Genomic DNA, 23,128 nt, shown 5'->3' on the forward strand with positions numbered 1-23,128 from the left:
AGATGCTTGATATCAATCACATCCGAGAGCAGTTCCCTGCGCTATCACAAACCATCAATCAACAACCATTGATTTACTTAGACAGCGCGGCAACGACACAAAAACCTCAGGTAGTTATTGATGCCATTAGCCAGTATTACTCCAAGCAAAATGCCAATGTTCACCGCGGTAGCCATAGTTTAACAGCGAACGCGACCAGTCAGTTTGAAGCAGCCAGAGATAAGGTCGCTCAGTTTATCGGTGCAAGCTCTTCAAAAGAGATCATCTGGACTCGTGGTGCCACCGAGGCGCTCAATTTAATTGCTCAAACTTACGCAAGAAGTACTCTTCAGCCTGGCGATGAGATTTTAGTGAGTGAAATGGAGCATCACGCTAACATTGTCCCTTGGCAAATTGTGGCAGAACAAACCGGGGCTAAAGTCGTTAAAGTACCGATGACATCGGATTGTGAATTTGACCTAGTCGCGTTTGATACGCTTTTAAATGAACGAACCAAGATTGTTGCATTAGCTCAGATAACCAACGTGACGGGTTCTCGTCAGCCGAATGAAGCCGTCATAGAAAAAGCACACAAGATGAATGCGATTGTTGTGGTCGATGGTGCGCAAGGCATCGTTCATGAATCAGTTGATGTTGCTGCTTTAGGTGCAGATTTCTACGTTTTCTCAGGTCACAAGCTCTATGCCCCTGCGGGCATCGGTGTGCTTTACGGCAAGCTTGAATTGTTAGAAGCGATGCCACCTTGGCATGGTGGTGGCAAAATGGTCGAGCGCGTCTCTTTCTCTGGCACTACTTTTTCAGAACTGCCTGGCAAATTCGAAGCGGGCACGCCAAATGTGGCAGGGGCCATAGCACTAAGCACCGCAATAGAATGGTTAAGTGGTTTTGTACAACAAGATGTCGAAAATCATATCCACCAACTACAACACGAGACTTATCTTGCGCTCAGTAAACTGGATGACATTCAGATTTTAGGGTATCAACCTAACGCAAGTGTGATTACTTTTGTGATGGATGGTGTTCACCATCAAGATATAGCGACTCTACTGGATCAGCAAGGTATCGCAGTACGTGCAGGACATCATTGTGCTCACCCATTAATGGATGCACTTAATGTGAAAGGAACGGTTCGAATTTCATTTGGTATTTACAACAACATGGATGATGTTGAAAAACTCGTAGCGGCGATAGAAAAAGCCGTTGATATGCTTTAGCGAGTAGCGAAATTACTTAGGGTTGGCGTTTAACGTCAACCCTTTTTGTTTCTGTGTATCTAAGAGATGCTAAGCACTTAGCTCTTGGATTTGAGCAACAATCGCTTTTAACCCATTACCACGAGATGGGCTAAGGTGGGTAATTAGACCGATTTGTTCAAAGTAACCATCAATATTGAACGCTTGAACCTGCTCTGATGTTTTTCCATCATACGCAGCCATTACTAATGCAATCAGACCGCGAACGATACGCGCATCAGAATCAGCACAAAAGTGCCAAACACCATCGATATTCTGAGAAACCAACCACACTTGGCTTTCACAGCCAGAGACAATCACCTGCTCACTTTTCAGTTCATCAGGCATCGTTGGCAGTTTCTTACCCCATTGAATCACTTGGCGATAACGGTCTTCCCAGCCGCTGAATGTCTGCATTTTCGCGACAATATCATCACTGGTAATTTCAGTGCCGAATGGAGAGCTTGGGAATGTGGTCATTTTAATATCCAGTCGATTGTTAATTGAGTAGAAGACGTTACTTAGCGTGCTTTTGAATCAGCTTTTCGACGATACGTGAAACAGCCACAAAGCCAAACGTCGCTGTTACAACCGTTGCCGCACCAAAACCCGTCGCACAATCCATGCGTTTTGGACCTTCTGCTGTCGCTTTCGCAGCACATACACTGCCGTCAGCTTGAGGGTATTTCAGCTGTTCAGTTGAGAACACACAATCGATACCAAACTTACGTGCTGAATTCTTAGGGAAATTATGATGACGACGAAGGGTATCTTTTAGCTTCTTCGCGAGCGGATCTTGAATCGTCTTCGTCAGATCAGCCACTTTGATTTGAGTCGGATCGATTTGACCACCCGCACCACCAGTGGTGATCACCTTAATTTTGTTGCTACGACAATATGCCAACAGTGAAGCCTTAGCTTTCATACTGTCAATCGCATCTAATACAAAGTCGAACTCTTTCGACAGGTATTCAGCCTGATTGTCTGGGCCGATGAAGTCGTCAATCAGGTTAACTTTACACTCAGGGTTAATCAGCTTAACGCGCTCTGCCATCACTTCGATTTTGCTTTTACCAACGGTACCCGACATTGCGTGGATCTGACGGTTGATGTTGGTCACACACACATCATCCATATCGATCAAAGTCAGCTCACCTAAACCAGTACGAGCAAGCGCTTCAACAGCCCATGAACCTACACCGCCAATACCGATCACGCACACGTGTGCAGCTCTAAGTATGTCGACTTCACTATTGCCATATAGGCGACGAGTGCCACCAAATCGTTGGTCATAGTTTTCTGAAGCTGGAGTGGTCAATTCACGCATTGTTGCCGCCAATTTATTTCTGAGAAAAAGAAAAGAGTGCGTTTTATACGCACTCTTGAATAAAAAGTCTAGGGGATTAGCGATTCGCTTTCAATGCCCTTTTTTATTGTAGCTTACTCAACCTTTTCAGGAGGCAAAGCCCAAGGCGCTTCAGTTGCGCTGCCATCTAAACCGAGCTTCCACACACGACCAAAATGCTTGTAATGGCCCGCTTCTGTACCCGCTCGAGGGCCCATGCCGTGGTAAAGGTCCAAATGGTTTTGCTTAACCGCGCCGCCCGTATCCAAAACCAATAGCAGTCTTAGTTGATGAGCGCCGCTCCAAGTACCATCAGCATTCAGTAGTGGAACCTCAGCAAGAATCGGTGTTCCCATAGGTAAGATAGAGCGATCGCCCGCTACCGCCGCCATCGGTAATAGAGGAATGCCCGCGCTGCCCATTACCGATAGGTCGTCTCTCGCTTCAAAGAAAACGAAAGAAGGGTTTTGCTCAAGCAGCTCTTTCACTACTTCAGGATCGTTTGCCAATACCCACTCTTTGATTGCTTTTAGCGACATTTTTTCGCGTGGAACTAAGCCTCGTTCAATCAGAACACGGCCAATGCTCACATAAGCTTTATTATTCTTACCCGCGTAGGCGAAATACTGCAGCGTGTCATCATCACCGAAGTGCACAAATCCACTGCCCTGCACTTCCATCATAAATGGGTCGATGCGGTTTGCTGAATAACCTAACTCAAGGCCTTGACCTTCTAATGCGCCGTTGTAAATCTCTTCGCGTGTTGGACACTCTTTGCCACACTCAGGAAGCCCGTAAACAGGGTAACGGTATTCTTCATTCGCTTCGTGGCGCAGCTCCATCACAGGAGAAAAGTAGCCCGTGAACAAAACATTGCCTTGTTTATCGCCACCACCTAGTTGAGCGGTTTGAACGCCAAAATTCGCTAGCTCGCTTGGATCTCCACTCAGCATCGCCCACTCATTGAGTTGTTGATAAAGCGGCTCATAGATTTTAGCCATCGAAGGGGATTTAGAAACCACCATCTCAGCTTGTTCTGCAAATGCGGTGTAGTCTCTTGGTTTATTGGATTCAACCTGATCGACCTTATTCAAGGTGCGAGGAAATTCGTCATCAAGGTGTTGCTGAGCAAGATCAGTGGGTTGAGCACAGCCAAATAACAAAGAGGCAGCGACAAGGGGAAGCCATTTTTTAATCACAAGAGTCATCCTAAAAATTCTATGCATCGAGGATGACAAAAACAGTCAGATAACACAATCTTAGATTGTAAGAGTTTACAAGAAGATAACCTATCGGACGGAGTTATCGATATGGCCCTTAAGGCGGAAGATGGGATTGTAGTGACTGTCAGAATCGAGCACCATTTCTGTATTGTCAGAATTGGTCATGCGGAAGCGATAGGTTTTATCACCCGCCTTGTATTCAAAGTAGTTTCCATCAAAGTCAAAGCTCGTCGAAACAACAGACCCACGAACTGACACACCATTAGCATTCAGAACAAACTCATCGGTCGCATAATGTGCAACATCTTGCTCTATCCAAGTGCCGTATATCAGATTGTCGGGCGTCGCCGCATTTTGCACTCGGGAAAGCACATCGCCGAACAAAGAAACCACCGCAAACGAACCCACTAAGGCTAGAACCATTAAACAGCGTTCAATGATCTTACGCTTCAACTTAGATTGATTGCGCTGATCAGCTTCGCTGTAGAGACCTTTGGTTATCTCATCGATTTTGTTCTTTGTTGCTGGAGCTTGTTGCATTCGGTGACTACTCATAAGGATGCTATGCGCATTCTACACTGAGACAGTTTATATATTGAAGCCTAGATAAGAATAGTTTGCGCTTTATTCCAAAAAGGTGTTGTTTACATTTGAATTTAAATGCTAAATTATCGAATAAATAAACAAAATGGACTTGTTCTGTGAAATTAAGAAGTACAGCGCTAGTAAAAGGTTTCAGACAATCAACCCCTTACGTAAATGCTCACCGTGGCAAAACCATGGTCATTATGCTGGGAGGCGAAGCCGTTGCCGACAGGAACTTTGGTAACATTATTAGTGATATAGCCTTGCTCCACAGCCTTGGAGTAAAGATTGTTCTCGTTCACGGGGCAAGACCGCAGATCAACCAATTGCTCGCCAAGCAAGATTGCCATACGCCTTATCACAAGAATATTAGGGTCACTGATGAATATTCTTTGGGCGTCGCTATGCAGGCTGCTGGACAGCTTCAACTTGCCATCACCGCACGCCTCTCAATGAGCTTAAACAACACGCCGATGGCAGGCACTCAACTCAATGTTATGAGTGGTAACTTCATTACGGCTCAACCGCTTGGCGTGGATGACGGTACGGATTATTGCCACAGCGGGCGTATTCGTCGAATCGATATCGAAGGGATCAATCGCACGCTTGACCAAGGTTCAATTGTACTGCTTGGCCCTATTGCCAGCTCCGTGACAGGCGAAAGCTTTAACCTACTTTCTGAAGAGGTCGCTACCCAAGTTGCTATTCGTCTAAAGGCCGACAAGCTGATTGGCTTCTGCTCCGAACAAGGGGTAACAGATGAACGCGGTAACGTGCTCGCCGAACTCTTCCCTAAAGATGCCAAGCAAATTCTAGAACGATTAACGGAATCTCAAAATCCTGCCGAAGACATGAGCACAGGAACACTGCGCTTCTTGAAAGGAGCGATCTCCGCTTGTCGAGCTGGTGTGCCTCGTTGTCATCTAATCAGCTACAAGGTAGATGGCGCATTAATCCAAGAGTTGTTCTCTTTTGACGGTATTGGAACCCAAGTGGTCATGGCTAGTGCCGAGCAAGTAAGACAAGCTCAGATCGACGATATTGGCGGCATCTTTGACCTTATTCGTCCTTTGGAAGAACAAGGCATTCTCGTTCGTCGCTCAAGAGAACAATTGGAACAAGAGATTCACCGCTTTACGATTATCGAAAAAGACGGACTGATTATTGGTTGCGCTGCACTATATGCGTATCCGGAAGATCACATGGCAGAGATGGCGTGTGTGGCGATTCACCCTGACTATCGCGATGGAAACCGTGGGCAATTGTTGCTGGATTACATGCGTCATCAATCGAAGTCTCGTGATATCGACCAAATTTTCGTTTTAACCACACATAGCCTGCATTGGTTCCGTGAACAAGGGTTTTACGAGATCGGAGTTGATGAGCTACCGATGGAAAAACAGGGGCTGTACAACTATCAACGTAACTCAAAAATCTTAGCGTTAAATGTGTAAATAAAGTTTTGGACTAAAATCTCACTTCAAAGGAAAAATAATTGCAAATGTAATCGTTTTCTATATGAGATTTATTAACTATGCACTTTCACTCACACGTATAATTGTATAGAATTTAGACGCTTTAATAATCTTAACAAATGTTTTTATTGGAATTGCCATCTCGATAGTCATGTCGAACTCATTGAGGTGGTCACTGCACGGATTGCTATACCCGTTGACGGCCAGCACGCTAACATTAGCTCTGCTCGTTAATATAAACAGCAAAAAGAGCAATATTGATATGAGAACCATTGTTTGTAACTCGCTGCAAAGTTTTTGGGATATGGCTGATAACCAATTCTTAGAAGGGCTAGACGTACACTGCGTGTTCCCTGTTAGCGAGAATCTAAAAGAGTTTATTTTGAATTGCCAAGCAAAGTACAAGATAAACCACATATCGTTTACTCGAGCGTTTTTAGGCTCTGATTCCTAATAACGCTCAAAGCAACCAAGGATGGTTGCTTTGTGTTTGTCTAGCCCTAAGTTCAAAACCTTCTCTAGCCGTCCATAACGACTAATTCGTTAAGCGACTGCCTAAACCACTCACTCGCTCTGTTTTCACCTTAATCCCACGCTTCAACACATTTGTATCGCTGAACATCATCAGTCGTTTCTTCGCACGTGTAATACCTGTATAGATAAGCTCCCGCGTTAAAATAGGGCTGAAATCTGGCGGCAAGATCATTAAGGTCAGATCAAATTCACTACCCTGAGATTTGTGTATTGTCATTGCATAAGCCGTTTCATGATCGGGCACTCGGCTTGGTAGCACAGCTTTTACGCTGCCATCGGGCAACTCAAAATAGACCTTCAAACGAGGGGTTAAGTCAGGTTGACTAGAACCCGCCTCAAGCATACAGATACCAATATCACCATTGTACAAACCCAAGCCATGATCATTTCGCGTCACCATAACAGGACGTCCGTGATACCACAGCTCATCATTATGAGGGCTCACCAAACGCCTTGCGGCCAGTGCTCTTTCAATTCTGTGGTTGAGGCCTTTAACACCAAAATCCCCTTCACGAATGGAACACAACAGTCGGCATTGGCTGAACAAATCGAGTACCGATTTCGCTCTCGCTTCTTGAGTTTCTAACTCTTCCAACGGCACATTCATTCTATTGAGGTACGCACCATACTCGTTAACCAAAGTACGCAGCATCAGGTTATAGCTGTCACTCGACAGAGGGTGGTTTTCGATATCGCCAAAACCTTTGGCAAACACTTGGTCTACTTGATTCGCAGAACCATTATTGATTGCTTTTGCCAGCTGACCGATACCGGAGCGCGCATCGAAACGATAACTCTTCTGCAGCATACACAAGCTATCCGCAATCGCAGGCGGATTCACCGCTCCAGCTTTGTCTTGTCTTGGTTTAGCTATCGCATCAAAACCTGTCATCTCTGCAATCAAATTGCCTTGCGCTGTGCTGTACCCTGCAGAGTTGAATGAACAGATATCACCGAGCACAGCACCTGCCTCTACTGAAGCGAGTTGGTCTTTATCACCCAATAAGATGAGCCTTGCGTGCTCAGGAAGTGCATCCACTAGCTTATACATCATCGACAGATCAACCATTGAAGCTTCATCCACTACCAAGATATCAAGGTGGAGTGGATTGCGTCGGTTATGCCTAAACTCAGCACGGTTAGGAATCGCGCCGAGTAATCTGTGTAAGGTGCTCGATTCGGTCGGTATGTTGGCTTTCACTTCAGGCGCTAATGGCAGCTGTTCAATTGCTTTACCGATCGACTCGGTTAAACGCGCCGCCGCTTTACCCGTTGGTGCCACTAGCTTAATCGTTGGTGTTTTACCTTGGCTGAGAGATTGCTCGACCATCGCCGACAGTAATTTGGTTACCGTGGTTGTTTTACCAGTACCCGGCCCACCAGAAATCACCGCAAAACGACGACTCAGCGCCACCGCTGCCGCGACTTTTTGCCAGTTCAAACATGCCGATAACGGCACCAAGTCGTCCAACACATCTAAGTCCGTCACCTGCTTAGCTTGTACAATCGCTTGGTCGATTGATCCCCAATCTAAAGCCTGCTCATTCACAATATCAAGATGGTCACACACCAATTGTTGGCGTAATACCTGAGACGTCTGCTGATTTGCTTCAGCCCTGGCTAAGGCGTTAAACAGAAAATGATAGCTACGTGCAAAAAGCAGATTGAGCGTTTCAGTCAGCGCTTTTTTCTGCTCAGTATTGAACTCTACCGGCTTACTTAAACGGTTTAAGGTCTCAGCCAACACAACTTCGTAGTTCCAATAACGCTGTAAATAGACACGCTGCCCATCGAACATTAGAGGCTTAACACAATCGTTGGTCGTTCCCACTAAGTTTGATGATTGAAGCACAGCCACCCAATCAATACCCAACAGTTTTTGGTTCAATTGCAGGGCAGTTTCACCGTATAACCCAAGTAACTGAGCAAGATCTGCCGCTAGTTCAGGGCCTGTCGTATGCTGCTGTATAAGCTGAGTACAAATGTGTCCTTTGCCTAATTCATGGCTCACTACCCCCGCGAGAAAGCCGATCTCTTGAGGGTAGCTCGTGGCTTGCTGAGCAAGAAAACGGGCAAATTGATAATCCAACTGACGAATAGAACCCTTATCCGCAAGAAACTGGAGTACATCCATCAGTTGCTCAGGAATAAGTGAAACTGGCTTTGCTGTGTTCGCAGTATCTATGCCGGTATTAGTGGTCGTTGTTGTCATTATAAAAGCCCCATCTGTCCAGTTTCATCGTCATTCAATTGTGCCGAACGTCTGTCTATCACTTTACCGTCAATCAATTGATCCATTTCATCAAGTAAAGCCAGTGTTGGTTTCGCCGAGAAAATACCTTGCTGAGATTGGCCGTCCATTCCTCGTAAGAACAAGTAGTACACGCCACCAAAATGTTGTTCATAACTGTAATCCGCAACGCGGCTGCGTAAAAAGCGATGCAATGCCAACGCATAGATCTGATATTGCAGATCATAGCGATGGTCGGCCATCGCCGATTTCAATGCCTCGCCATGGTAGACAGCAACATCATCTCCTAAGTGATTCGATTTCCAGTCGAGTACATAGTATTTACCTTGGTGCTCAAACACCAAATCGATGAAGCCTTTCAACATACCTTGCACGGTTTGGAAACCTAGATCGCCCGCTTTGGCTGACAATGGATCGTGATATTGAATGGTTTGATTCAGTTCAGATGCAGCCAATACTTCGATCGGCAGTAAGAATTCCATCTCAACTAAACGTTGCGTCGAGTCTTTCTCGCTTAGCTTTAAGTTCTTGCCGTCTAATGCGGTGTTCAGCACTGTATCGACCAGTTGCTGAAGCACAGGTAGCCACTCTAATTCATATTGCTCTGATTCTAATAAGTGAGTGATTACTTGCGTGTTATGTTCACTGGTTGCTGGCTCGGTAAATTCAACCTCCTCAAACAAGGTGTGTAAGAAAGTACCTGGGCGAGCACCACGAGGGAACGTAAAGATAGAGCGTTCAGGCTCAATCAGCTCAGACTCATCTTGCTCATCCGCCGAATCAATATCAAAGCCAGACACCTCAATGGTCGCATCATGGCTTGCTCCGTGGCTGCCCTGTTTGACTAGTCCTGAGTAACTGGTGATACGCCAAGCTCGGTCAATTGAAGCCTTGAGCTCACTGGCCTGTAAGTCGTCACTCACTTGTTCTGCTTGTACAAAAACTTGCTCGTGAGCGGTTGGTGTTTCAGACAGCAATACGCTTGAATTCTTACCCTCAATCGCTGACAAAGCTTGATTCAACTCAGCAATGCCTTGTTCTTGTCCGTTTTGAACCAAGTAGCCCATCGCACTTAAGTGAACGCCAGTTGGCTCTTTAGTTGAACGCCCTTTACGTAGCGGTGCCATGCCAATAAAACATCCATAAACAGCACGAGTCAGCGCTACATAAATCAAACGTAGATCTTCTGCTAATCGCTCCTTATCGGCTTGCGCTAAGGCACTGTCGCTGCCAGTAATATCGAGTACTGTGGTGTCTGAATCATGGTCGTAGAACTTACCTTCACTCGCTTCACGATAGCTTGCAACGAACGGCAAAAATACTAAGTCATATTCCAAGCCTTTCGATTTATGAATGGTAACGATTTGAACCAAGTTTCTTTCTGATTCAAGGCGTTGAATGTCGTCGTCACTGCCACCTAAACCATTTTGTGCATCTGAGATTGCTTCAGCCAGCCAACGCAACAAGCCATAGTCACTGTCGAGTTCTTGTCTTGCTTGTTGCAACAATTCGCCAATGTGCATTAAATCAGTGAGTGAGCGCTCACCATTTTCTTCTTCCAGTAAGCGTTCCGCGAGATGTCGTTTACTGATCACGCTGCGAAGCATTGGCAACACGCCGCGCTGAAGCCACAACTTACGATATTCTCTAAACTCGTTAACGACGTTTTCCCACACCACTTCATCGTTGTTGAGTTCATCCAATGATGCGGCATCCAGAGCAAACAACTCCGACGCTAAACTGGCGCGTAATGATCGGTCATTTTCAGGTGTCAGCACCGCCTGCAACAAACGTTGAATATCTTGTGCGACCAAGCTGGTGAACACACTGTCTCGGTTGGATAAATACACGCTCGCAATGCCTTGTTCCGACAACGCGTTCTTAATCAGACGACCTTCACTACCGGTTCGAACCAAAACAGCAATATCACCCGCATTCACGGCATGTTGTTTTTTGCCGTTATCAAAATAGGCTTGTTGATTTTGAGAAGCGGTCAGAATGGTTTGAATTTGACTCGCCGTCGCCTCTGCCATTGCCTTGTGATATTCGCCCTTTGGTAACGGCTTGTCTTCAGCCTCTTGCAGCCAAAAGGTGAGTGCGTGCTGAGTTTCTCCGTTCATTACCCATTGGCGTTTGTCGGCCGATGGACTGGCAGCAACGGGCAAGAATGGAATGTCTTGATCGTAGATAAACGGGCTATCCGAGTTCATAAAAACTTGGTTTACTGCGCTGACCATATCGGCACTTGAACGCCAGTTAGTGCCTAAGGTGTAGTGAGCACTAACTTGGTTTCTCGCCTTGATATAGGTAAAGATATCTGCGCCACGAAAGCCATAAATAGCCTGCTTCGGGTCACCGATCATAAACAAGCCGCACTGCGGATTATCGAGATAGATTCGGCTAAAAATACTGTATTGCAGCGGATCGGTATCTTGGAATTCATCGATCATTGCAACTGGGTAGAGTGTGCGAATTCTTTCCACCAGCAAGGACTGCTCATCGACATCAATCGACGCAGATAACTGAGTCAACAAATCATCAAATGATAACCACTGCTTTTGCTGTTTCGCCTTTGCTAGCATAGTTCGACAATGGGTAATCGCATGTGCCAGCAATGGAGCTTTCAAGTCGGCTGGGTGATTTAAGAAATCTTCAATCGCTTCGAAAACGGCATGCTGAGGTGCGACGCCTTTTGGTGTTTTTTCAATTAACGTTGCTTGTGAGAACTTCTCTAGTTTATCTGGAAACTGGTAATCATGAGTGTCGCTCTGCGCCCATGCTGTCACAGCTTCTAACCATGTCGGCAGAGATTTCTTAGTGTAGCTACGCTTGTTCACATCCGAAGCAGAGATCAAAGCCAAAAAGTCCGCTTCGGATTCACACCACAGCGCTTTAAGTTGCTTCACTTTATCTAGGTTTTGGCTGTGCAGAGTTTGCAAGTCGCCCGACATCGCATCTACCGTCAATTTCAGCGGAGATCCTGTCAGATAACGATTTACGTCTGCTAATAATGCAGCCGGTGAACCCCAGATATTACGAACCTCACCAGCCAGTTGAATGGGCAGCGGGTAAAACTGTTTACGCCAATAGTCAGCAACTACTTGTGCTTTTAGGTGGCTTTCATCGGTCACAAATTCGTTATCAAAGCGGCTTCCAGACTCAAAAGCATTTTGAGTCAACATACGCTGACAGAAGCCGTGAATGGTGTAGACCGCCGCTTCATCCATTTGCCTTTCGGCATTGAGCAGTGTTTTCGCAGCGCCTGCGTGGTCTTCGATCTCTTGCAACAGAGGCGCAATCACTGGGTCATCACTTTGCCCGCGAGCAAACGCAATGCGTGCATCATGGATTCGTGCACGGATACGATCTCGCAGCTCTGCGGTTGCCGCTTCGGTAAAAGTCACGACCAGAATTTGATCTACGGTAAGTGGCTCATGATGTCGGGTAGCTTCTGTAAGCTCTCCTGTTGGTGCTGCCGTGCCGTGTCCGAGCAGTAAGCGTAAGTACAAGCCAGCGATAGTAAATGTTTTACCAGTACCCGCCGATGCTTCAATTAAACGCGCGCCATGAAGTGGAAACGTCATGGTATTGAGTGTCTGTGGAGCAATTACCTGAACACTGCTTGTGGTCGTCATGCCTTACTGCCTTCTGATAAATATGTTGTTACAAATGTGACCTAGCGTGGAAAACGTCATTCAATTTACGTCCTACGCTGATTTGTTAATAGTTAGTGCGATCTCTCTCACGGATCAATTCGGATCGCCTCGCTACTATGCGCCCACGAGTTCAGGAGCGCGTACGAGTTTTGTACTTTACGGTGTTACTTTGAACCACAGAATAATGGTCCCTCTGACCTGTGGCCGTACAGCGAACGCCCTACACTAATAATGATTTACTGGCGGCCACTTTATTTCCTGTACCTTGCTTCTATTCACCTTGATTCCCTTCATCTTGAAAGCAAGCGTACCAAACGCTTACCAGCGACTCTCTTCTGTCATTCATTAATTCAGCGAACCCGCGATTGATCTTGTCGATCACAGCCACTTACTCCTGATCTTCCAGATCGGCAGCCGCCAACCTTGCCGCCTGTAACACAAGCGTTGAATACATACGCGACTCAGCAGCCAGCTCATCGTCCCATTTAGGCCAAATACGCGAGATGTAGGTATCTCGCCCCTCGCCAGTGAAAGCGAAGCTGTCATTAAAAGTATCGGCCATTTTCTTAAGTGACTTCTCTTCATCATCGACCCATTTACCACGGCTAAAGCCCGCTTCAACACCAGCTAATGCCGTTTTCGGGAAGTATGGCAATGGTGCAGTCATACCTTGATAAAACAGTCGTACTAACTGAGCTAATATACTCTTCGCTTGCTGCGCATCGCCGATAGGTTGTAGCGTTTGGTGAACCACGCCCTCTTTTCTGTCATAGCCAATAATATGGGTCGTTTTTCCGTGTCCCATAACAGCGCAGGATAGATGATCAATCCACGCAGCCAAGTAATCTTGAGAGCGTATTTTGCCGCTACGGAAACGCACTAGACCTGATTGATAGTTTTGAGTTAACCACCCCATCAAGCGAACAGGCTTACCTTCGCCTAACACGTCAAACTCGATATTCACTTCGAGATCTTGCTGCGGTGATCCGCTCACAAATCTAATCTCTTTGGCTAAGTCTTCCGCTTGAACACGGTTGGTTTCAAATTCGATGTCACCGAAGGCGCCGACCGGTAATCGACCTTGGGCTTTTTGCTCAGAGACAAACAGTCGCACCGCTTCGTCTGCGCCTTCTGGGTGGTCCAGCAACACTTGCAGCAGCGCATCTTTAAGCTGGAAGCTTTCTAAGCCATTAAGCACGAACGGCTCGTCGTCTTCCATTACCGGAAGCGGTGGCTCAAACACGACTTTTAGACGGCGATTAAAGAAGTATTGCACCGGCAAACGCCAGAAACGCTGTAGCTCAACCAAATCGAGTTCTAACGGATAGCTCGCACCAAGCAAATAGTCATCCAAAGCGCGATTGAATTCACCACTGCGCTCACCAGAACGATTTGCCGCAGGAAGCCATTCTTTGGCGTAGCTCAATACATGACCTGCATCACCTTGGGTAAAGGCTGCTGGGCTAAATGGTGTCATGGTGTGTTCAAAGCTGATTGCTTGAGTCAGTTTGATACCAGAATCATCACTTGGTAACGCTTGATCTGCACTTAGGCAGTAGTTCTGGTGGCAGTACTCAATCAACTCAGAAACCAATACCGACGGTACTCGCTCAGTATTATCTTGAATCGAACGGCCGACATAGCTGATGTATAAACACTCTTGTGCTGACAGCATTGCTTCTAGGAATAGATAACGGTCATCATCACGACGAGAACGATCACCAGGTCGAGTGCGCCCGTTCATCAGGTCAAAACCTTCTGGCGGCATTGAGCGAGGGTAAACCCCATCATTCATGCCTAACAAACAGACGGTTTTGAACGGAATAGAACGCATCGGCATCAAGGTACAAAAGTTAACTTGTCCCGCTAAGAAACGCTGACTGATACGGGCGCCCGACAGTTTATTATTTAAGTACTGATAGATGATACTCGGCGACAACTCTTGCTCATACAAGGCATCATCAAGCTGTTCATTCAGTTGTGAAAGTGCATCACGAATCGACTTAAGCACCACCTCACCTTCCAGCTCAACCGCAAAAAAATCATCAATCATTTGCAGCAAGGTTTCACGCCACATATCGATTGATTGGGTTTCAGTTAGTCGTTGGCGGTAATGAGCAATACGGTCAATAAAGTGCGCTAACTTACCTGCAAGTTCAGCGTTAATGCCCTGAACTTCGTTATAAGCTGCAATTGGAGAGTGTTCGGTTTCAAACAGACCCGCAGAATCCGACATCGCATAACCCAGTAACATACGCTGGATACCAAATAGCCAAGTATTTTGCTCGGTGGCAGGCAAATCAAACTCTGTTGCCGTAGAAGAATCGACGCCCCAGCGGATACCCGCTTCTTCAACCCACTGCTTAGCTTGTTCAAATTGAAATTCATCAATACCGAAGCGTGCCATCATCGCTGGGATTTCTAATAGCTCTAGAAGTTCAGAAGCTAGACAACGCGTGTTAGGTAACGCGACCAACTGCATGAACGCGGTCAGAATTGGGCTCTCTTGGTCTGCCGTTCTATCCGAGATCGAGTAAGGGATATAACGCTCACCCGGAGCATTACCAAATACCGCCTGAATAGCAGGGCTGTAAGCATTGATGTCTGCCACCATCACAATGATATCGCGTGGTTTTAAGCTTGGATCAGCATCAAACATCGCTAACAACTGGTCATGGAGAACCTCCACCTCGCGCATTGGGCTGTGACAAGCGTGTACCGTCAACGAACGATCGCCCAGCTCAACCACTTGTTTGTGGTTGCTGGAGTCTAAGATGTGATCGTCTTGGTGCTCTTCTAACTCAAGAATATCGGCTTGCAGTTGATGCAGCAGGCTGTCTCTCTCGACATCAATAAAGAACTCATGCTCTTCGCTGTCTGATTGAGACAGCAAGAACAGGTTATCTCTGCCCAGTTTACCCATAGACGCAAGTAAGCTATTACCGACCGCTTGGCTGGTATGCAGTTCGTCTTCAATATTGGCTTCAATGCCATCTTTTAATGGTGAGACTTCGCCTTCTAGCTGAGGTAAACCATCAACCAAAGCAAACTGCTTACGACGCTGCGCTTCCACTCTCGCCAAGTATTTACGGTCACGAATATCGCCCCAGTAATGTTGGCAAGGGTTGGTAAACATCAGGTGGACATCAATCTGCTCGCCAAGCGCTTTCAAGGCATCCATGTAGCGAGGAGGCAGTGACGAAATACCAAACACAAACAGACGTTTCGGCAGGTGTTGTAACTGGCCTTGTTGATTAGCTAACGCTTCAATGAAGTCGTGATACAAGTTACCACGGTGATATTTCGATTGGCCTTGAGAGAGCGTTTGATCGTAGAGTGCCTTCCACAAAATCGGCTGCCAAGGGTGCTCTTGTTGTCCTTCACTATCAATCAATTCTGCAACGGGTTCTCCCGCTTCCCACATCGCCATCCACTCAGGTCGATACACCAAGTAGCCATCGAAGATATCGGCAATTTTCTCGGCTAATTGATACAACTTAGAGCCGTCTTCGTCGTTTTCAAGATAGCGCTGTAGGGGTAAGAAATCAGGGTGGTCAAGTTTCGCGGGTAGCAAACTCATCAGCTTCCACGTCATCGCTTCTTTGTTAAAAGCACTGCGTTTCGGTACGTCAGGAAGCACTTGGGTAAACATATCCCAAATGAAGGTTGCTGGAAGAGGAAAGTCGATATTTGCTGCTACACCAAACTCTTTGGCGAGTTCCATCTTAAGCCATTGAGACATACCCGGGCTCTGAACCAAGATCTGCTCTTTTTCGAAAGGATTGGCTAAAGGGTCACTTTTGATCAAGTGAACGAGAAGAATTTTTAAAGTATCGACTTTATTGGAATGGTAAACAGTAAACAAAGTGCACTCACGCTAATCTTGCCACAATATAAAGCCAGATTAGCATAAGTGCCGAGTTTGGATTAGGAATATAAGCTTATGAAATACTGAAAACTTAAGCTCCGTTTATCTTTTGAACTATTGCTTCTTACAATCTACTGCCTACCGCGCTTAGAACACGGTGAGGTTTGTAATTCATGTAATAACGAACCGCCACATAACCCACTACAAACGTTGCCACAATCAATTCTAGATACGCTAGGCCAAACACTTGATTGATGTAATGCGCTTCAATACCTTGTGCTTGCATCCACGCAGCCAGTTTGAACAAGGCTGTTGCACCAATCACGATTGGGAAGGTAAACGCTGCATAACCAGGGCTAAATGGAAGACGAAGTAGTTTGAAAAACGCCATATAGATAATGAACGTCATCAACACTGCAATACCAAATAGTAAACCAATGATCACAGGTGAAGGGTTAGCAGTAACGGTTAAGTAACCCGCCAAAGATAGGCTTGCCGGTGCTGCCATAATCGCAATCGTTGGTTTTGCAGCATCTGGCACTTCGTGAGAGAAGATCAAACGGTAAACCATGATTGGTAGCATTACTGCGTAAACCAATAAGCCGAATACCAAAGTCGCGTTAGCTACTGGCTCTAAAACTGGATTACCTGAGAAAGAGACGTCAGCGACGATAATTCCGATCGGTGGCACAAACCAGCTTGGCACCATGTGGTGAATCTCAAAGTTTTTAGCTCTGTGGTACAAAAAGCTCGTTAGAAACACAACATGCAAAGCCACAGAAGCCAACCACATAGCTTCTTGTAAGAATTGAGAGATTGGCGCCAAAGACGCTGACACCACCATGCACCCCATTGCAAATGTTGGTACCACACTGCCGACAACAGGGTGAGCAAGATCTTCACGCAATAGGTGACCATGAATCAAAAATTTCACAGCTAAAACAAGAAGTAATACCGCCGCAATGCCAGCACTGATCCACTGCACCAAACCCGGTGTGTGTAAGATACCTTGTGAGACTAGAACACCATCCCAACACCAGCCTAAGCTTGCAATTGCGAGTGCTAACCCTGCCATGGGTGTTGGAGCTCCTGTTAATCTATATTTAATACGTTGAATCATGTCAGCCTCTCTTAAACCTAATTCACTAAACTTGTGAACTCATCAGCTTGTTGAAGCCATAATACGCTTGCGCTTCGTTAAACAATATCCAATTATATATAACAAGTGTTCATCAATACTGAACATAATCCATTTTCACCAGCAGAGTAAAACTAGGAATCTGATGGCTAATATTTCAATAAAACAGCTCAAAGTGTTCGTCACTATTACTCAGCACTCGACATTGACTGCTGCCTCTGAGGCTCTGTTTCTGTCTAAAGCTGCGGTCAGCATGGCACTAGGCGAAATGGAGAAACAACTCGGCCACTCTCTATTTGACCGGGTCAACAACCGATTAATTCTCAACCAAGAGGGACATAAGTTACTTCCATTGGCGGATGAAATATTACATCGTGCTGCTGGTATTGATGTTTTGTTCCGTGATGATCAGCCTTTAAGTGGCAATCTAAAGGTCGGCGCGAGTGACACGATTGGTAATCAGGTCGCACCGTTTATTTTGTCAGGCTTTCGCGAACGAACTCAACATCAGGATCAAAGCTTGTTCATTTCAAACAGTGCACTGATCTGCCAAAAGTTGGTGGATTATGAACTTGATATCGCGCTAATTGAAGGAAAAACATTACACCCTGAACTCATTTCGAGTCAGTTTAGCAGCGATGAAATGTGCATTATTGTTAGTAATCAACATCCTCTCGTTGCCAAAGAAAAAGTGATTTTAAGCGATTTAGAAGACAGCCATTGGATTTTACGTGAATCAGGCTCAGGGACTCGCGAGTTTTTCCTTCGTGCCGTCGCACCGCGCATCGAACATTGGTATGAATCTTTTGAACTCAACACCACAGAAGCAATCATCAACTCTGTTTCTGCCGGTCTTGGCTTTGCCTGTTTGTCTCGTTTAGCTGCTCAGCGAGCGATCGATTCAGGCCGAGTAAAAGCGCTTAATGTGCCACTTGATATGAAACGCCGATTCTGGATGCTGGTCCATAAAGACAAATATCAAAGCCCACTGCTGAAATCTTTCATGAGTTATTGTGAAGACTGGGCGGCACATCAAGATTGAGGCCGCATAGTACGGGCTCCAACTGGACTTTTAACATCAGAAACTGTATAAAAAGCCAGTAAAATTTATCAAACTTAGAGGATTAACCATGGCTGTTATCGTCAAGTACGTGGTGGAACGCAACGGAGAAGAGAAAATGACTTTTACCTCTAAAGCCGAAGCTGACGCATACGACAAAATGCTGGATATGGCTGATGAGCTTTTTGAACTGTTAGGCAAAAGCGATTTAGTTGAAGATGAAGGCAAGCAAGAAGAACTTGCAATGTACCTAGCGAAGAACAAAGAAGAAGTTCTTTACGCATTAGGTGCTAAGCGTAAGCCAGCTCCGAAAAAAGCTAAGAAGCTTGAAGCTGTTGAAGACGTAGAAGAAGATGCAGCTTAACTAGCTGATACCTTTCTAAAAAACGTCAATGACGCCTCTAATCAGAGTTCGTTATTGGCGTTTTTTTATACTTATCGAAATATAATGAAGCTTGTTTATAGTCGAAATCGCTCTAAACATTCGCTTGCATGAAAGTGTGAGGAAGATCTAATCTATAGCCATCAGGTGATGGGGTTCCACCTAAGCTTTTGCTTCAACCGCCCGTTCTTTCCGAACAGTGCTAATGACTCCTACAGAATCGAAAACAGGTAATACTGTTGGACGTATCGCTATTCCTCCATTTTGAAATGGACTTAGTCTATTAAGACCAAGTTCCATGACACCTTTGGATTATCGATACTCAAGATCTGTAGTGAATTAGCCGCACCTCTTCCAACACGTCCTGTTTTCTCAACGCCCTAGGCCTTAAATGGCTCTATAAGTGAGAAAACATTATGCACTACTCTTCAGAAATTCAATCAATGTGCCCTATTCAAAGGGGTGATCTTCACAATTCAGCTCCAATTCCAGTTGAAGGCGCAATGGTTAGCCCAAAAGATGTCATCGCTATTTCTGGCTTAAGCCACGGTGTTGGCACTTGTGCACCACAACAAGGTGCTGCAAAACTGACTCTTAACGTAAAAAACGGCATCATCGAAGAAGCATTAATCGAAACGATTGGTTGTTCAGGTATGACTCAATCTGCCGCGATGGCTGCGGAAATCCTCACCGGAAAAACCATTCTAGAAGCGCTGAATACTGACTTAGTATGTGACGCGATTAACGTAGCGATGCGCGAAATCTTCCTGCAGTTTGTTTACGGTCGAACTCAGTCTGCTTTCTCTGAAGGTGGCCTAGAAATCGGCGCAGCATTGGAAGACTTAGGTCAAACACAGCGTAGCCAAGTCGGCACCAGTTATTCAACCTCAGCGAAAGGCGTTCGTTACCTAGAACTTGCAGAAGGTTACGTAACTAAGCTTGCACTTGATGATCACAGCGAAGTGATTGGCTATGAATATCTCAACCTCGGCAAAATGATGAAGGCGATTAACCAAGGTGTACCAGCGAATGAAGCTGCTGACCTTGCGACAGGGACTTATGGTCGCTTCGACGAAGCCGTGACCACCATTAACCCACGCCAACAATAATTTTTGCCAATAAAAGAGGAAAGATATGATGAACACTCAATTTAATGAATCAGTAACTCGCGTATTGGCAGAAATGAACTTCGACTCTTTAGAGCAAGCAAACCAATACTGTTTATCACACAATGTCGATCCAAAAGCATTAGTGATGGACACTCAACCTATCGCATTTGAAAGCGCAGCTGACGCTTACACTCTTGGTGCAGCATTGGCTCTGTTCCGTAAAGCGAACAACGCAGAACAAGCAGCGAATATCATTGGTGAAGGCCTTCAAGCATTCACAAAACCCGGCAGTGTTGCGGAGCAACGCCAAGTCGGTATCGGCCATGGCGCACTGGCTGCTCGCCTTCTCAATGAAGAGAGCCACTGCTTTGCTTTCCTTGCGGGTCACGAATCTTTTGCTGCTGCAGAAGGTGCGATCAAGATTGCACTGAACGTGAACAAATCACGCAAAACACCATTGAAAGTTATCTTGAACGGTCTAGGTAAAGATGCCGCTTACCTAATCTCTCGCATCAATGGCTTTACTTATGTTCGCACTCAATTTGATTACCAAACGGGTGAGCTAGTTGAAACAGAACGTCGCCGCTTCTCACAAGGCCCTCGTGGCGAGATCTTGTGTTACGGCGCTGATGATGTACGTGAAGGTGTAGCGATCATGCACAGAGAAGAAGTGGATGTGAGTATCACGGGTAACTCAACCAACCCAACACGCTTCCAACACCCTGTTGCTGGTATCTACAAAGCAGAACGCACTCGCCAAGGTTTGCCATACTTCTCAGTTGCTTCAGGTGGCGGTACAGGTCGAACATTGCACCCAGATAACGTAGCAGCAGGCCCAGCGTCTTACGGCATGACCGATACCATGGGCAGAATGCACGCTGATGCTCAGTTCGCAGGTAGCTCTTCAGTTCCTGCTCACGTGGCGATGATGGGCTTCATCGGCATGGGCAACAACCCAATGGTCGGATCGACGGTTGCATTGGCTGTGGCAGTGAGTGAATCTCAACACGCATAACGACAAAGTGAGTCCCACAATCTGCCTGTTATGTAGAGTCTGTTAGTTGAGAATCAAGCAATAACGGACGACTAAAACTCTACACCTATCACTAAAACCAAACAGCCAGCCTTATGCTGGCTGTTTTTTATTCACACGTGCTCTACTATCTATTTCTAATAATTATTTGTATCTAAGATTAAATACATTCTGCTGTCGTATTTAACTACATATTTTCAAAGGAATAATATGAAAGAGCTCATCATTCATACCATTACCGTGTTCATGGGCTTTTTTGCCATCATGAACCCTATCGCCAACACACCGATCTTTCTTTGATTAACAGGTGATAATGATAGGGAAACGGTCAAGTCTATCGCTTTCCGCTCAGTGTTCATCGCCTTCATCATCGTCAGCACCTTTGCTGTCTCGGGTAAACTCATCTTCGACCTCTTTGGTATCACGCTTTACGCGCTTCGTATCACCGGCGGGATCCTCGTGTTCTTGATTGGCTTTCATATGCTGCAAGGTGACTCAACACACTCTAAAGCAAAAGAGAAGGTCAACTCAGACGCTCAACAAGATGCGGCGCTCAGTATCGCCGTCTCGCCACTGGCAATGCCAATATTAGCCGGACCGGGCACCATTGCCACCGCGATGAACTTTGCCAGCACCGAAGGCATCTACGAAACCATCATCACAATCGTCGCCTTTGGCCTACTATGCGCCTTAACCTACGTATTGTTTGTATTTGGCGAGCGCTTCGTTAAAGCCGTTGGAGCAAGTGCATTGAATGTAATTACCCGAATGATGGGTTTGATACTCGCCGTTATTGGTATGCAGATGCTGATTGAAGGTATTGAACAAGCTCATAAGGCGCTGTTTATCTAAAGAGGGGATTCACAGGAGAATGTTGATTAACGCACCAATCAATTTGTGCTGATCTGCAGTGTTTTCTCATTGCAGAAAACTATCTCTCAAAAGACAAGCAATATCATTTTACAGACTTTATCCCGATACGCCCTTTCATAACGAGGGCGCTCTCTTTATGATGAACGCAATTAAATTAACTTTGCTAACGGCAGCGCTTGTTATTCGAGCCGTTGTTTTGGAATAGCAAAATCAAGACTCAACACATGGAGATTCAACATGGCTTATTTTTCACTAGCCTTCGGTACGGCAACCAAAAATCGCGACAATAAAATCATTGAAGCGTTCTTCCCTAACCCGCTTCTAAACCCAAGCGACGCTCTTGTAGCAGCTGTAGCTGAAGTGTCAGGTTACGCTGAAGGCAACCAAGCTATCGAAATCTCTGCTGCACAAAGCGCAGAACTGGCGAAGGCATTCGCAGCAAACGATGATGCAGCTAACGCATCTTTAGCAGAAAAAGCGGCAGCGTCTGAACAGCCACTTGTTCTTGTTGTTCTTGCTACTGACGAGAAGCCAGCATCAGTTGCTGAAGGCTTCCTAAAGCTACAACTTATCTCTAACCGCCTAGTACAACCACACGGTACGGTACTGGACGGCATCTTCGGTCTACTGCACAACATCGCATGGACAAACGAAGGCCCTATCGACCTACCTGAGCTGGCTGAGCGTCAAATCGAAGCTCGCCTTGCAGGTCGTGCTCTGTCTGTAGATTGCGTAGACAAGTTCCCTAAAATGGTGGACTACGTAGTACCAACAGGTATTCGTATTGCTGACACTTCTCGTGTTCGTCTTGGCGCACACGTAGGCGAAGGCACAACAGTAATGCACGAAGGTTTCATCAACTTCAATGCTGGTACAACTGGCGTGAGCATGGTTGAAGGTCGTATCTCTGCGGGTGTTGTTGTAGGTAACGGTTCAGACATCGGCGGCGGCGCTTCTATCATGGGTACTCTGTCTGGTGGCGGTACGATGGTTATCTCTATCGGCGAAAACTGCCTACTAGGCGCAAACGCTGGTCTTGGCTTCCCTATGGGCGACCGTTGTACAGTTGAGTCTGGTCTTTACGTGACTGCGGGTACTAAGGTTCGCATGCTAGATAAAGAAGGCAATGAAGTAGAAATCATTAAAGCTCGCGATCTTGCTGGCGTGTCTGATCTTCTGTTCCGTCGCAACTCAATCACAGGCCAAATCGAGTGCCTAGCGAACAAGTCTGCGGTTGAGCTAAACAGCGAGCTGCACAGCAACAACTAATCTAAGCACTAGATGCTAGATGCTAGATGCTAGAAAATAATAAGGTTCATCGCGGCTTTCCGGGGAAAGCCGCTTTTATCTTCAAGAAGAAGTAG

16 protein-coding genes, 1 pseudogene and 1 riboswitch are annotated in these 23,128 nt (G+C 46.0%); of the genes and pseudogenes, 9 read left to right on the forward strand and 8 right to left on the reverse strand.

The genetic code is table 11. From position 1 onward, the window contains the following. Nucleotides 1-2: 2 nt before the first annotated feature. On the forward strand, nt 3-1,214 hold the full coding sequence (csdA, locus tag AB6E51_RS21310) for a cysteine desulfurase CsdA (protein WP_372058763.1): 1,212 nt from the start codon (nt 3-5) through the stop codon (nt 1,212-1,214). 69 nt (nt 1,215-1,283) lie between these two features. On the opposite strand, the gene csdE is transcribed toward csdA, so the two are convergent. The 4 genes from csdE to AB6E51_RS21330 all read right to left on the reverse strand — a co-directional run bounded on the left by csdE (nt 1,284) and on the right by AB6E51_RS21330 (nt 4,340). Next, a complete protein-coding gene (gene csdE, locus AB6E51_RS21315; protein ID WP_065584401.1) occupies nt 1,284-1,712 on the reverse strand; it encodes a cysteine desulfurase sulfur acceptor subunit CsdE in 429 nt (142 codons plus the stop codon). Nucleotides 1,713-1,749: 37 nt separating this feature from the next. Further along, on the reverse strand, nt 1,750-2,559 hold the full coding sequence (gene tcdA / locus AB6E51_RS21320) for a tRNA cyclic N6-threonylcarbamoyladenosine(37) synthase TcdA (RefSeq protein ID WP_065584400.1): 810 nt from the start codon (nt 2,557-2,559) through the stop codon (nt 1,750-1,752). A 113-nt stretch (nt 2,560-2,672) separates the two neighbouring features. Continuing rightward, entirely contained in the window at nt 2,673-3,785 is a 1,113-nt protein-coding gene (gene mltA, locus AB6E51_RS21325; protein WP_017059898.1) for a murein transglycosylase A, read from the reverse strand. An 81-nt stretch (nt 3,786-3,866) separates the two neighbouring features. Next, the gene (locus tag AB6E51_RS21330) at nt 3,867-4,340 is read right to left on the reverse strand and encodes a DUF2850 domain-containing protein (protein WP_017064193.1); all 474 of its coding nucleotides are present in this window, start codon (nt 4,338-4,340) and stop codon (nt 3,867-3,869) included. A 161-nt stretch (nt 4,341-4,501) separates the two neighbouring features. On the opposite strand from AB6E51_RS21330, the gene argA reads away from it, so the two are divergent. Together argA and AB6E51_RS21340 are read left to right on the forward strand one after the other, a co-directional pair. Further along, nucleotides 4,502-5,839 (forward strand): amino-acid N-acetyltransferase, encoded by a 1,338-nt coding sequence (gene argA / locus AB6E51_RS21335; protein WP_136978982.1) that lies wholly within the window; start codon nt 4,502-4,504, stop codon nt 5,837-5,839. A gap of 283 nt (nt 5,840-6,122) precedes the next feature. Continuing rightward, nucleotides 6,123-6,314 (forward strand): hypothetical protein, encoded by a 192-nt coding sequence (locus AB6E51_RS21340; protein ID WP_046224581.1) that lies wholly within the window; start codon nt 6,123-6,125, stop codon nt 6,312-6,314. A gap of 81 nt (nt 6,315-6,395) precedes the next feature. Here AB6E51_RS21340 and recD read toward each other — a convergent pair whose 3' ends face one another. The 4 genes from recD to AB6E51_RS21360 form a co-directional block, all read right to left on the reverse strand. Next, nucleotides 6,396-8,606 (reverse strand): exodeoxyribonuclease V subunit alpha, encoded by a 2,211-nt coding sequence (gene recD / locus AB6E51_RS21345; protein WP_017064195.1) that lies wholly within the window; start codon nt 8,604-8,606, stop codon nt 6,396-6,398. Beyond that, a complete protein-coding gene (gene recB, locus AB6E51_RS21350; RefSeq protein WP_372058761.1) occupies nt 8,606-12,280 on the reverse strand; it encodes an exodeoxyribonuclease V subunit beta in 3,675 nt (1,224 codons plus the stop codon). Before recB ends, recD begins: the two co-directional genes overlap by 1 nt. 409 nt (nt 12,281-12,689) lie before the next feature. Next, nucleotides 12,690-16,166 (reverse strand): exodeoxyribonuclease V subunit gamma, encoded by a 3,477-nt coding sequence (gene recC, locus AB6E51_RS21355; RefSeq protein WP_372058759.1) that lies wholly within the window; start codon nt 16,164-16,166, stop codon nt 12,690-12,692. A 127-nt stretch (nt 16,167-16,293) separates the two neighbouring features. After that, nucleotides 16,294-17,244: a TDT family transporter gene (locus AB6E51_RS21360; RefSeq protein WP_372058758.1), complete on the reverse strand. Its 951-nt coding sequence runs from the start codon at nt 17,242-17,244 to the stop codon at nt 16,294-16,296. A gap of 208 nt (nt 17,245-17,452) precedes the next feature. Between AB6E51_RS21360 and AB6E51_RS21365 the strand changes: the two genes are divergently transcribed. The 6 genes and pseudogenes from AB6E51_RS21365 to dapD all read left to right on the forward strand — a co-directional run bounded on the left by AB6E51_RS21365 (nt 17,453) and on the right by dapD (nt 23,033). Beyond that, on the forward strand, nt 17,453-18,349 hold the full coding sequence (locus AB6E51_RS21365; protein ID WP_017059889.1) for a LysR family transcriptional regulator: 897 nt from the start codon (nt 17,453-17,455) through the stop codon (nt 18,347-18,349). Between the two features lie 88 nt (nt 18,350-18,437). Beyond that, nucleotides 18,438-18,731, forward strand: a complete 294-nt coding sequence (locus AB6E51_RS21370; protein ID WP_372058756.1) for a YebG family protein — start codon at nt 18,438-18,440, stop codon at nt 18,729-18,731. A gap of 155 nt (nt 18,732-18,886) precedes the next feature. Continuing rightward, nucleotides 18,887-18,971, forward strand: a riboswitch (Fluoride riboswitch). 194 nt (nt 18,972-19,165) lie between these two features. Continuing rightward, entirely contained in the window at nt 19,166-19,858 is a 693-nt protein-coding gene (locus AB6E51_RS21375) for an iron-sulfur cluster assembly scaffold protein (RefSeq protein ID WP_017068533.1), read from the forward strand. 25 nt (nt 19,859-19,883) lie between these two features. Continuing rightward, entirely contained in the window at nt 19,884-20,873 is a 990-nt protein-coding gene (locus tag AB6E51_RS21380; protein ID WP_017067817.1) for a GGGtGRT protein, read from the forward strand. Nucleotides 20,874-21,101: 228 nt separating this feature from the next. Next, a pseudogene (locus tag AB6E51_RS21385) lies at nt 21,102-21,743 on the forward strand (MarC family protein). 258 nt (nt 21,744-22,001) lie between these two features. Next, a complete protein-coding gene (gene dapD / locus AB6E51_RS21390) occupies nt 22,002-23,033 on the forward strand; it encodes a 2,3,4,5-tetrahydropyridine-2,6-dicarboxylate N-succinyltransferase (RefSeq protein ID WP_372058755.1) in 1,032 nt (343 codons plus the stop codon). The last annotated feature ends 95 nt before the right edge of the window (nt 23,034-23,128 follow it).

Source organism: Vibrio sp. 10N.247.311.47, from assembly GCF_041467535.1.
Taxonomy (GTDB): Bacteria; Pseudomonadota; Gammaproteobacteria; order Enterobacterales; family Vibrionaceae; genus Vibrio; species Vibrio crassostreae_C.